Raw genomic sequence first — 12,645 nt, 5'->3', positions numbered from 1 at the left:
CAGGGGGGGGCGATGCGTTTTTACAGGATACGCACGCGCAACGAACGACCCTTGATCTTGCCGTCGTTCAAGCGCTGCAAGGCCTGTTTGGCGACGCCGCGTTCCACGGCCACATAGGCCTGGAAGTCGAAAATCGCGATCTTGCCGACCTGGGCACCGGGGATGCCGGCGTCACCGGTCAGTGCGCCGAGAATGTCGCCGGGGCGAACCTTGTCCTTGCGGCCGGCAGCGATGCACAGGGTGCTCATCTGTGGCAGCAGCGGGCCGCCGCCCTTGGAGGTGAGGTTGTCCACCTGATCCCAAGTCAATGGTGTCTTCTGCAGTTGTTCGATGGCCTGGGCGCGTTGCGCTTCGGACGGCGCCACCAGGCTGATGGCCAGGCCTTTCTCACCGGCGCGGCCAGTACGGCCGACGCGGTGAATGTGGATTTCCGAATCACGGGCCAATTCGACGTTGATCACCATGTCCAGCGAGTCGATATCGAGGCCGCGCGCAGCGACGTCGGTCGCCACCAGCACCGAAGTACTGCGGTTGGCGAACATCGCCAGCACCTGGTCGCGGTCACGCTGTTCCAGATCGCCGTGCAGGCCGACGGCGGAGATGCCTTTGGCGGTCAGGTGATCGACGGTTTCCTGAACCTGCTGCTTGGTGAAGCAGAAGGCCACGCAGGAGGCCGGGCGGAAGTGGCCAAGCACCTTGGTCACCGCACTCATGCGGTCATCCGGGGAGATCTCGTAGAAGCGCTGCTCGATCTGGGTGTCGTCGTGGAACGCCTCGGCCTTCACCTGCTGCGGGTTGCGCATGAACTTCGAGGCCAACTGCTTGATGCCTACCGGGTAGGTGGCGGAGAACAGCAGGGTCTGGCGACGCTCCGGGGCCTGCATGATGATTTCTTCGATGGAATCGTAGAAACCCATGTCGAGCATGCGGTCTGCTTCGTCGAGGATCAGGGTGTTCAGGCCGTGGAGTACAAGCGAACCTTTGCGCAGGTGCTGCTGGATGCGCCCCGGAGTGCCGACGATGATGTGCGCGCCGTGTTCCAGCGAGGCGATCTGCGGGCCGAGGGACACGCCGCCGCACAGGGTCAGGACCTTGATGTTGTCTTCGGCACGGGCCAGGCGACGGATTTCCTTGGCGACCTGGTCAGCCAGCTCGCGGGTCGGGCACAGGATCAGTGCCTGGCAGCCGAAGTAACGCGGATTGATCGGGTTCAGCAGGCCGATGCCGAAGGCCGCGGTCTTGCCGCTGCCGGTCTTGGCCTGGGCGATCAGGTCCATCCCCTTGAGGATCACCGGCAAGCTTTGCGCCTGGATCGGCGTCATCTGGGCATAACCGAGGGAGTCGAGGTTAGCCAGCATGGCGGCGGACAGCGGCAAAGTATTAAATTCGGTGGCGATGGTGGTCACGGGACTGGCCTGCAAAACAAAATGTCGCGCAGTGTACCAGTCCCATGCTCTTCACCTGCAAATTCTGGACGAATAGTCGTAGCAGCTGCCGAGGCACGAGGCTGCGTTGGGCTACGAAGTAGCCCCTGAGGGCGGTCCTGCGGACACGCAACGCAGCCTCGTGCCTCGGCAGCTGCTACAAGTCAGTGCTCTATGTCGTGTTCACGGCTGGCCATCCGTCGGCCATCCTTTGGTGAAAGTTGCGAGAAGATGGTTGCAGCCAACATGGCCATGATCCCGACAGTCACAAACGTCAGCTGGAATGCGCCCAGCACCGTCTCCACGCCGTCATTTCCAATTTCCGCCGTAAAGCCGCCGAGCAACGCACCGGCACAGGCAACGCCCAGGCTCAGGGACAACTGCGCGACCACCGACAGCAGGCTGTTGCCGCTGCTGGCGCTGGCGTCGTCGAGGTCGATCAGGGTCACGGTATTCATCGCGGTGAACTGCAGAGAGTTGATCGCGCCAAGGATCGCCAGCAGGCACAGCAGCAGCCAGTACGGCGTCTGTTCGCTGACCAGGCCCATGCTCGCCAGCATGATGCCCAGCGCCAGGGTGTTGCCGGTCAGCACGATGCGATAACCCAAGCGCTCGATCAGCGGCCGCGCGACCCACTTGGCGATCATCGCTGCCGCGGCCAGCGGCAGCATGCTCATCCCGGCCTGGGATGGCGAATAGCCCAGCGCCACTTGCAGCAGCAACGGCACCAGAAAGGGCAGGGCACCGCTGCCAAGACGGGCGAACAGGTTGCCGAGAATGCCGACGGCAAAGGTCCGGGTCTTGAACAGTGACGGTGCGAACAACGGGTTTTCGACATGCCCGGCGCGCAGCCAGTACGCCGCCAGGCAAGCCATGCCGCCGAACAGCAATAACATTACCCGCAGGTGCGGCAGGTGCAATTCGCCCAGGCCTTCCATGGCGATGGTGATCAGAATCATCGCCGCGCCGAACAGCACGAAGCCCAGACTATCGAAACGGGTGCGTTCGGAGCCGCGCAGGTCCGGGATGAACTTCCACACGGCGTAGCAACCGACCAGGCCCACCGGCAGGTTGATCAGGAAGATCCAGTGCCAGGTCAGGAATTGCACCATCCAGCCGCCCATGGTCGGGCCGATCAAGGGACCGAGCAGCCCGGGAATGGTGATGAAGCCCATGATCCGCACCAGCTCCGAGCGCGGGTAGGCGCGCAACACCACTAGCCGCCCGACCGGCAGCATCAACGCGCCGCCCAGGCCCTGGATCACCCGGGCGCCGATCAGCAGGCTCAGGCTGCTCGACAAAGCGCAGAGCAGCGAGCCGAGGCTGAACAGCAAAATCGCACTGAAGAAGATTTTCCTGGTGCCGAAGCGGTCGGCGATCCAGCCAGAAGCGGGAATCAGCAAGGCGACCGTGAGCATGTAGGCGATGATCACGCCCTGCATGCGTAGCGGATCTTCGGCCAGGTCGCGGGCCATGGCCGGCAGGGCGGTGTTGAGAATCGTCCCGTCGAGGGACTGCATGAAGAAGGCAATGGCGACGACCCAGGGAATCCAGCGGGCGGTGACAGGGTCGAGAGGCGGGCGGTTGGGCATGGGACCTCTTGTGGATGAAATCAACGCAAATTACTTGGTGATCACAGTCATTGTGGGAGCGAGCTTGCTCGCGATAGCGGTAGTTCAGTCGACACTGATGTTGAATGAAATGGCCTCATCGCGAGCAAGCTCGCTCCCACAAGGTTCCCGGTGTACCGGGAGTTTGTGGTTACAACGTTAATGTGAGCCGGTTTACGAGTGCCCCCGGCAACAACGCCGAAGCTGTCGCCCGCTGGCTGTAGGTGCTCGCCGACAACAACAACTCCCGCTCCTCGGTCAGCGCTTCCAGTTGCGAACCGAGCAGGCTGAAGGCGCTGTCATCAAAGCGCATGGTGCTGACTGGTGCCTGAATCTCGCCGTTCTCGACCCAGAACGTGGCAAACCGCGTCATGCCGGTCAGGCGTGCGGCCGGTTGATCCGAGAAGTTCAGGTACCACAGGTTGCTGATGTACAGCCCCGTACCCAGTTGCTTGAGAATGTCGGCGTCAGGCAATACCCCGGCTTTCATGTTCAGAGCGCTCGGTGATTCGCCACCGCTGGCACCATTGGCGGTCAAACCGTATTCCGCAGCGCTGCGCGAGCTGACCAGTTGCGCCCCGGCCTTGCCGTCGACGATCAACCCCAGATCGCTGCGTGGATAACCCTCATCGGAAAACGCCGGGCTCAGCGAGCCGCTGACTTTTTCATCCAGCGAGACCAGCTGGCTGAACGCGCTGTCACCTGCGTAGAGTTTTTGCAGCGGGCTGCTTTTGCTGGCAATCGACTGTGCCGAGAAACCACCCCAGCACAACATGCCCATGATTTCCTCCAGTGCGGCTGGCGCCAGGTAGGCGCGGTATTGACCGGGGGCCAGCGTCCGCAATGGCCGACCCAGAAACTCCAGCTGCTCGCGGGCTTGCTGGAAGCGTTTGGCAAAGCCTTCGCTGCTCCAGTCGTGCCCGGCGTAGCTGGCTTTCACCGCTTGGCCGTTCTCGTGAAACAGACTGAAATCGAAGTTGAAACTGTTGGCCTGATGCCAGCCGAAAGCGCCCGAAGAACTGGCGAAGCCGCGACTGATAGGCCCGGCAGCATAAAAACCGACCAGATCCAGGCCTTCGGCAGCCTGGGTGATTTCAGCGACCACTTGCTCGGTGTCCGGCAGCGGGTGCACCTGCACATTGTTGCTCTGCCAGCCATTGTGGTTGAGCAGCAAATAAGGGTCCTGAGGCAGCAATGGCAAGGTTTCCCGCAGCTGTTGCAGGCCTTCGGTCAAACGTTGCAGATCAACCTGGGGATCGCCGGCCAGGGTGATGTTCAGGTCGGCATGCCGGCCTTCGTTGATCAGTTTCAGGCCGATATTCGCCTGCTGCACCTGACCGGCCTGACGCACCTTGGCGTGGTTGAAACGCACGAAGGCCGACGACTCGGCGGCGTAGCTGAGGGTGAACTGCTCGGGTTCATGGAGGGCTTCACGCAGGCTGTTGACCAACGCCTTGAACGACTCGGTCTGGCTTTTTGAAGGATTCATCAGGCGTCTCCTCCGAATACATCAACGTTGCTGAACACGCAGGCCGGTGACGCGTGACCGACGCGGATCACCTGGTTCGGTTCGCCCTTGCCGCAGTTCGGTGTGCCGAGGACCTTGAAGGTACTGGCATCGCCGACGGCGCTGAGGCTTTTCCAGAACTGCGCGGAGATGCCCCTGTAATTGGGATTCTTCACCACGCCCTTGAGTTCGCCGTTTTCGATCAGTTGGCCCCACTCGCAGCCGAACTGGAATTTGTTGCGTGCGTCGTCGATCGACCATGAACGGTTGGTCGACATCAGCACGCCGTGTTCGATACCGCCGATCAGTTGTTCAATGGACCGGTCGCCCGGTTCGATATTGAGGTTGGCCATGCGGTCGATGGGCGGGCGGTTCCAGCCGCAGGCGCGGCTATTGGCGACGCCGTCCATATCGGCACGGAATTGCGACAACGCACCGCCCAGCGGGCGCAGCAACAGGCCTTCACGGATCAGGAACTGTTTGCTGGCGGGCGTGCCGTCGTCGTCATGGCCGTAACTGGCAAGCTCCTCGGGGATGTCCGGGTCGAAGGTCACGTTGAGCAGGCTGGAGCCATATTGCAGGCTGCCGAAATCACTGGCTTTGACGAAGCTGGTGCCGGCGTAGTTGCGCTCGTCACCGAGGATGCGGTCCAGCTCCAGCGGGTGGCCGATGGACTCGTGGATTTGCAGCATCATCTGGTCGGGCATCAGCAGCAGGTCACGCTTGCCTTGCGGGGTGTTCGGCGCCAGGAGCAATTGCAGGGCCTGATCGGCCACCTGGGCGCCGGCACCGATCAGGCCGCAGCGGCTGATGACGTCCGCCGCGCCTTGCTGGCCGAAGTTCTCGCGGCCGAGGCTGCGGGTCTGGCTGTCGTTGCCGTCGTAGGCCGTGACGTCCAGGCCGGGGTAGACAAAGCGTTGGGCCTGGCGCAGTTCGGCACCGGCGCTGTTGAGGTAGATCTGTTCGACGCTGGTGATGCCGAGGCTGACCTGCCAGTTCACCAGGCGCTCGTCCCTGGGCACGGCGGCCGACTCGGCGCCGAGCAGTTGGTAGCAGTCGCTCAAGGACGGGAAGGCCTGGTCGAGGCTGGGTGAAAAGTAATCGGCGCGGTCGCTGGAAACAGCCTGTTTACGCAGGTCCAGCAAGGCGTGCGGTTTGAGTCGACGGGCCTGGAGTTCGGCGCGTTCGAGGGCGGCTTGCAGGCCCTGTTGCGACAAATCGTTGGTCGCCGCATAGGCCTCGACGCCATTGACCCGCACGGTCAGCATCGCCCCTTCGTCACGGCTCAGGCTTGGCGGTTCGGCAACGTTCTTGCGCACCGACAGGTACTGCCCGGATTCGCGCACATAACGCAGGGAAAAGAATTCGGCACCCGTGCGCAAGGCAGCGAAGCGCTGCTTGAGCTGGGGATGGAAATCGAACATTCGTGAACCTCCTTGGAGTGGAGTGGCGATAGAGCGGTACTGCGAGGGGAGGGGTGAAACGATTGCGTGGCGCTAGATTAGGCTTGCGAGGGGGGGAGGATCAAGTTTGGATCTGTGGAGGGAGGGATTACCGGGTTTGATCGGTAGATGTGTGCTGATTGTCAGGACCCCATCGCGAGCAAGCTCGCTCCCACATTGGTCCCGGTTGGATCACAAATCTGCAATCCAACCCGAAACCTGTGGGAGCGAGCTTGCTCGCGATAGGTTCGACGCGGTGTAACGCCTTACGCCGTCTGGCTCACTTCCCGCACCGGCTTGCCCCTCACCGGCGCTCCACCCGCCACATAGTAAGTGGCTGTGCTGCGCGGCAATGGCTTGCGACCACGGATCTTGTCGGCGATTTTCTCGGCCATCATGATCGTTGGTGCGTTGAGGTTGCCGGTGGTGATGATCGGCATGATCGAGGCATCGACGACACGCAGGCCTTGCATGCCATGCACGCGACCTTCGCCATCGACCACGGCCATTTCGTCGGTGCCCATCTTGCACGAGCAGGACGGGTGGAACGCGGTTTCGGCGTGTTCGCGGATGAACTTGTCCAGTTGCTCGTCGGTTTGCACCTCGATGCCCGGGCTGATCTCGCGACCGCGGAAGGCGTCCAGCGCGGGCTGTTGCATGATTTCACGGGTCAGGCGGATGCCGTCGCGGAATTCCTGCCAGTCCTGCTCGGTGGCCATGTAGTTGAACAGGATGCTCGGGTGCTGGCGCGGGTCCTTGGACTTGGCCTGGATGCGACCACGGCTTGGCGAGCGCATGGAGCCCATGTGCGCCTGGAAGCCGTGCTCTTTCACACCGTTGCTGCCGTTGTAGTTAATCGCTACCGGCAGGAAGTGGTACTGGATGTTCGGCCATTCGAATTCCGGACGGGTGCGGATGAAACCGCCGGCTTCGAACTGGTTGCTGGCGCCGATGCCGGTGCCGTTGAACAGCCACTCGGCACCGATGGCCGGCTGATTGTGCAAGAGCAGCGACGGGTACAGCGAGACCGGTTGGGTGCAAGCGTATTGCAGGTACAGCTCAAGGTGATCCTGCAGGTTTTCACCAACGCCCGGCAGGTCGTGGACCACCGGAATGTCGAGCTTTTTCAGCAACTCGGCCGGACCGACGCCGGAGCGTTGCAGAATCTGCGGCGAAGCGATGGCGCCGGAGCACAGCAGCACTTCCTTGCGCGCTTTGACTTCGACGCGTTCTTCGGCAGCGCCGACCAGGTAACGCACGCCGACCGCACGCTTGCCTTCGAACAGGATCTTGTCGGTCAGGGCGTGGGTGACGATGGTCAGGGTCGAACGCTTCTTGGCCACGTCCAGGTAACCGCGGGCAGTGGAGGCACGACGGCCCTTCGGCGTTACGGTGCGGTCCATCGGGCCGAAGCCTTCCTGCTGGTAACCGTTGAGGTCTTCGGTGCGCGGGTAACCGGCCTGCACGCCGGCTTCAACCATGGCGTGGAACAACGGGTTGTTGCCGGCTTTCGGCGTGGTCACGCTGACCGGGCCGTCGCCACCGTGGTAGTCGTTCGGGCCGATGTCGCGGGTTTCCGCCTTGCGGAAATACGGCAGGCAGTCGAGGTAGGTCCAGTCTTCCAGGCCTGGCAGTTTTGCCCAGCCGTCGTAGTCCATGGCGTTACCGCGGATGTAGCACATGCCGTTGATCAGCGAAGAACCGCCCAGGCCCTTGCCGCGACCGCATTCCATGCGACGACCGTCCATGTGTGGCTCAGGATCGGTTTCGTAGGCCCAGTTGTAGCGACGGCCTTGCAGCGGGAACGCCAGGGCGGCCGGCATCTGTGTGCGGAAGTCGAGGCGGTAGTCCGGGCCACCTGCTTCGAGCAGCAGAACGGTGACGCCTGCGTCTTCAGTCAGACGGGTCGCCAGGGTGTTACCGGCGGAGCCGGCACCGATGATGATGTAGTCGAATTCTTGGGACATTGAATGCACCCTCTTTGAAGTTGGTCAGGTCGCCTGTAGCAGCTGCCGAGGCACGAGGCTGCGTTGCGTGTCCGCAGGACCGCCCTCGGGGGGGGGGCCGCTGCGCAGCCCAACGCAGCCTCGTACCTCGGCAGCTGCTACAGGTTGTGCGGGTGCGTCTTAGAACACCGAGACGTAATCGCCCAGCTCGACCTGTACCGATTTGATGCGGGTGAAGTTGTTCAGCGAGCTGATACCGTTCTCACGGCCGACACCCGACTGCTTGTAGCCGCCAACCGGCATCTTCGCGTCGGACTCGCCCCAGGCGTTGATCCAGCAGATACCGGCTTCCAGTTGATGAATCACGCGGTGGGCGCGGTTCAGGTCGCGGGTGACGATACCGGCGGCCAGGCCGAAGTCGGTGTCGTTGGCGCGACGGATCACTTCTTCTTCGGTTTCGTAGGCGAGGATCGCCATCACCGGGCCAAAGATTTCTTCACGGACGATGGTCATGTCGTCGGTGCAGTCGGTGAACACGGTCGGAGCCACGAACGCACCTTTGGCGAATTCGCCGTCGGTCAGACGTTCGCCGCCGCACAGCAGGCGTGCACCTTCTTCCTTGCCCTTGGCGATGTAGCCCAGCACGCTTTCCATGTGGGCGAAGCTGACCAGTGGGCCGAAGTTGGTGTTTTCATCTTCCGGGTTGCCGATGCGGATGCGTGCAACACGCTCGGCGATCTTGGCTTCGAAAGCGGCTTTCAGATGGGCCGGTACGAACACGCGGGTGCCGTTGGTGCAGACCTGACCGGAGCTGTAGAAGTTGGCCATCATCGCGGTGTCGGCGGCGCGATCGAGGTCGGCGTCGTCGCAGATGATCAGCGGCGACTTGCCGCCCAGTTCCATGGTCACGTCCTTGAGCGAAGAGCTCGAAGCGCTGGCCATGACTTTCTTGCCGGTGTCGGTGCCGCCGGTGAAGGAAACTTTCTCGATGCGCGGGTGCTCGGTCAGCCAGGTGCCGACTTCACGGCCGCTGCCGGTCAGGACGTTGAACACGCCGTTTGGCACGCCGGCTTCGGTGTAGATCTCGGCCAGTTTCAGAGTGGTCAGCGAGGTGACTTCGCTTGGCTTGAAGATCATCGCGTTACCGGCCGCCAGGGCAGGTGCGGATTTCCACAAGGCGATCTGGATCGGGTAGTTCCACGCGCCGATACCGGCGACGACGCCCAGCGGCTCGCGACGGGTGTAGACGAACGAAGTGGTGCGCAGCGGAATCTGCTCGCCTTCGATGGCCGGAACCAGGCCAGCGTAGTACTCCAGCACGTCAGCGCCGGTGACGATGTCGACGTAGCGGGTTTCGGAGTAGGCCTTGCCGGTGTCCAGGGTTTCCAGGGCGGCCAGTTCGTCGTTGCGCTCACGCAGGATTTCCACGGCACGACGCAGGATGCGCGAACGCTCCATGGCGGTCATCGCAGCCCAGATTTTCTGGCCCTTTTCGGCGCTGACCACGGCGCGCTCCACGTCTTCCTTGGTCGCACGTTGTACTTTTGCGAGGACTTCACCGTTAGCCGGGTTGATGGCTTCGAAAGTGGCGTCGCTGCTGGCGTCGCTGTACGCGCCATCGATGTAGAGTTTTTGCAGTTCGAAACGGGCCATAAAGTCCTCGCAAGAGCATTAAGTGGCTGGCGCGGTTCGGTGGTTGAGCGTTTATGTGTGCTCTAACTCACCCGCTTGGCCAGTTGGGTATCCATGTATTCGTAAGCGATCTGTTGCGCCTGCTCGGTGTCGAAAGCATCTCCCGACAGCGCACCGCGCAACCACAAACCGTCAATCAACGCTGCCAGGCCCCGGGCGGCGCTGCGCGCATCATGGAGCGGCAGCACGCGGCGGAACTGGCAGCACAGGTTGGAATACAGACGGTGATCGTTGATCCGCTGCAACCTGTGCAAAGACGGCTGGTGCATGCTGGTGGCCCAGAAGGCCAGCCAGGTTTTCATTGCCGGGCCATTGACCTGGCTGGCGTCGAAGTTGCCTTCGATGATCACCTGCAGATGCGCCCGGGGGCTGTCATCTGCCAGCGCCTGACGGCGCAGGGTGACGTTCTCGCTGAGGACGCTCATCAGATACCGCATCGTGGCGGCGATCAGGCCGTTCTTGTCCTGAAAGTAATGACTGATGATGCCATTCGAGACACCGGCCAAACGGGCGATCAGCGCAATGCTGGCGTCCCCCATTCCGACCTGATCGACGGCCTGCAAAGTGGCTTCGATCAATTGCTGGCGGCGGATGGGTTGCATACCGACCTTGGGCATCTTGCACATCTCCTTAGGCCTTCCGGCAGACGTCAAACGGCTACCGGGTTGAGGGCCAGTCTATTTTGTTTTGATTGAACGTTCAATCAACAAAGAATAAGATCTGCGACAAATCGTCGCTGTTTACAGATTTTCCTACGTGTAATTGGCGGCAAACCGACATCCGAAACGGCTCGAAGCCTGTGCGCCACGGCGTCTCAAGGGCTTCGGGCTTTTTTCGGGCTGTCTTTATATCACCCGCTGGTCGGCTGCCCACTAACCGATTGGTCGGGTAACTCGTTTGTCTTGCGTTCTTCTCTCGCACTGCCCGGAGCATCTGTGCCATGAGTTCTGCCTCGCTAATAAAGACCCCACCCGAGAAGGTGACGGTCAACGGTTGGGTGTTCTACACCTCTACCGCGTTGATTCTGTTGTTGACCGCCATTCTGATCATCGCCCCGCAAGAGGCCGGCAGAATGCTGGGTACGGCGCAAGCCTGGTTGTCCCGCAGCTTCGGCTGGTACTACATGGTGGTGATTGCCGCCTACCTGATTTTCGTTGTCGGCCTGGCGTTTTCGTCCTACGGCAAACTGAAACTGGGCAGCAAGGATGACACCCCGGATTTCAGCTACGGCGCCTGGGCGGGGATGCTGTTCTCCTCGGGTATCGGCATCTCGTTGCTGTACTTCGGTGCGTCCGAGCCGCTGGACCACTACTTCAATCCGCCGGAAGGCGTGGCCGGCAGCAACCTGGCGGCACGTCAGGCCGTGCAGCTGACATTCCTGCACTGGGGCCTGCATGGCTGGGCGATTTATGCGTTGGTGGGGTTGGCCGTGGCGTATTTTGCCTACCGGCATAACCAGCCGCTGGCGTTGCGTTCGGCGTTGTATCCGCTGGTGGGCGAGCGTTGGGTCAAGGGCGCGGCGGGGCATGCGGTGGACGGCTTCGGCATGTTCGTGACCCTGCTGGGGCTGGTGACCAACCTGGGGATTGGTTCGCTGCAAGTGTCGTCGGGGCTGGAAAACCTGTTCGGCATGGAACACAGCAACACCAACCTGCTGATCGTGATCATCGTGATGAGCACCGTGGCGACCATCGCTGCCGTGTCGGGCGTGGAAAACGGCATCCGTCGTCTGTCTAACCTGAACATTGTGCTGTTCAGCGGCCTGCTGATTTTCGTCCTGTTGTTCGGCCCGACCCTGCATCTGCTCAACGGTTTCGTGCAGAACGTCGGTGACTACCTGAACGGTGTGGTGCTGAAGACTTTCGACCTTTATGTGTACGAAGGCGACAGTGAGAAGTCCGACCGCTGGCTGGGCCTGTGGACCCTGTTCTACTGGGCCTGGTGGATTTCCTGGGCACCATTCGTGGGCATGTTCATCGCACGTATTTCCCGTGGTCGCACCGTGCGCGAACTGGTAGCCGGCGTGCTGCTGATTCCGCTGGGCTTCACCCTGGCCTGGCTGTCGATCTTCGGTAACTCGGCTTTGGACCTGGTGATGAATCACGGGGCGGTGGAGCTCGGGAAGACCGCGCTGGAACAGCCGTCCATGGCGATCTACCAGTTGCTTGAGCATTACCCGGCGTCGAAGGTGGTGATCGGCGTGTCGATCTTTGTCGGTTTCGTGCTGTTCCTGACCCCGGCGGATTCCGGCGCGGTGATGATGGCCAACCTGTCTTGCAAGGGCGGTACCGTTGATGAAGACGCGCCGCACTGGCTGCGGATCTTCTGGTCGGTGGTGATCACCCTGGTGACCATCGGCCTGCTGTTCGCCGGCAACTTCGAAGCCATGCAAACCATGGTGGTGCTGGCCGGTCTGCCGTTCTCGGTGGTGCTGGTGTTCTTCATGTTCGGCTTGCACAAGGCCATGCGCCAGGACGTGCAGATTGAACAGGAGCAAGCGGAACTGGCGGCACGCGGTCGCCGTGGTTTCAGCGAGCGTTTGACCCAACTGGACCTGCAACCGAGCCAGTCGATCGTTCAGCGCTTCATGGACAAGCATGTCAGCCCGGCGCTGGAAGATGCCGCCGTGCAAATGCGCGCCCAAGGCCTGGATGTGCAAACGCTGCTGGGCAAGTCCAAGCGCTGCATGGGCCTGCGTACCGAGATGGAAGAGGGCAACCCGTTTGTCTACGAAGTGAGCCTGGACGGTTACCTGGCCACGCCGACCGAATCGGCTCAGTCCGATGAGGCGCGTCAGCGTTACTACCGTGCCGAGGTGTACCTGCACAACGGCAGCCAGGACTACGATTTGATGGGCTTCACCCAGGATCAGATCACCCGTGACGTGCTCGATCAGTTTGAAAGCCATCGGCAGCTCCTTGGCCGGGTTTACAGCTAAGTAGCAATAGGGCGCGGTGTTTCTGTCTGAAGCACCGCGTTGCGTCCTTCGCGAGCAAGTCGAATCGTCGCACCGCCGCTCCCACA

Annotated in this window: 8 protein-coding genes; 1 reads left to right on the top strand and 7 read right to left on the bottom strand. The window is 61.8% G+C overall.

Going from position 1 to position 12,645, the window contains the following annotated elements; translation table 11 throughout:
* Positions 1-20: 20 nt before the first annotated feature.
* The 7 genes from dbpA to betI form a co-directional block, all read right to left on the bottom strand.
* Entirely contained in the window at positions 21-1,358 is a 1,338-nt protein-coding gene (dbpA, locus tag ACEN8Z_RS00785) for an ATP-dependent RNA helicase DbpA (protein ID WP_230853210.1), read from the bottom strand.
* Between the two features lie 230 nt (positions 1,359-1,588).
* Positions 1,589-3,016: a multidrug transporter subunit MdtD gene (mdtD, locus tag ACEN8Z_RS00780; protein ID WP_495596486.1), complete on the bottom strand. Its 1,428-nt coding sequence runs from the start codon at positions 3,014-3,016 to the stop codon at positions 1,589-1,591.
* 169 nt (positions 3,017-3,185) lie between these two features.
* The gene (locus ACEN8Z_RS00775; RefSeq protein WP_495596485.1) at positions 3,186-4,523 is read right to left on the bottom strand and encodes a TldD/PmbA family protein; all 1,338 of its coding nucleotides are present in this window, start codon (positions 4,521-4,523) and stop codon (positions 3,186-3,188) included.
* Positions 4,523-5,965 carry a TldD/PmbA family protein gene (locus ACEN8Z_RS00770; RefSeq protein ID WP_495596484.1) on the bottom strand — a complete coding sequence of 481 codons (1,443 nt, stop codon included), beginning with the start codon at positions 5,963-5,965 and terminating at the stop codon, positions 4,523-4,525. The genes ACEN8Z_RS00775 and ACEN8Z_RS00770 overlap by 1 nt, the downstream gene beginning before the upstream one ends.
* 284 nt (positions 5,966-6,249) lie before the next feature.
* The gene (gene betA / locus ACEN8Z_RS00765) at positions 6,250-7,950 is read right to left on the bottom strand and encodes a choline dehydrogenase (protein ID WP_495596483.1); all 1,701 of its coding nucleotides are present in this window, start codon (positions 7,948-7,950) and stop codon (positions 6,250-6,252) included.
* Positions 7,951-8,109: 159 nt separating this feature from the next.
* Entirely contained in the window at positions 8,110-9,582 is a 1,473-nt protein-coding gene (gene betB / locus ACEN8Z_RS00760; RefSeq protein ID WP_116261457.1) for a betaine-aldehyde dehydrogenase, read from the bottom strand.
* A 62-nt stretch (positions 9,583-9,644) separates the two neighbouring features.
* Positions 9,645-10,238, bottom strand: a complete 594-nt coding sequence (gene betI, locus ACEN8Z_RS00755) for a transcriptional regulator BetI (RefSeq protein WP_495596482.1) — start codon at positions 10,236-10,238, stop codon at positions 9,645-9,647.
* Positions 10,239-10,618: 380 nt separating this feature from the next.
* Here betI and ACEN8Z_RS00750 point away from each other — a divergent pair, with 380 nt between their 5' ends.
* Complete coding sequence (locus ACEN8Z_RS00750) at positions 10,619-12,559, top strand: BCCT family transporter (protein ID WP_495598074.1); 1,941 nt, start codon at positions 10,619-10,621, stop codon at positions 12,557-12,559.
* The last annotated feature ends 86 nt before the right edge of the window (positions 12,560-12,645 follow it).

The organism is Pseudomonas sp. Pseusp10, assembly GCF_059492225.1.
Note: the sequence above shows the minus strand (reverse complement) of the source record. Positions and strands in the feature narration are given on the sequence as shown.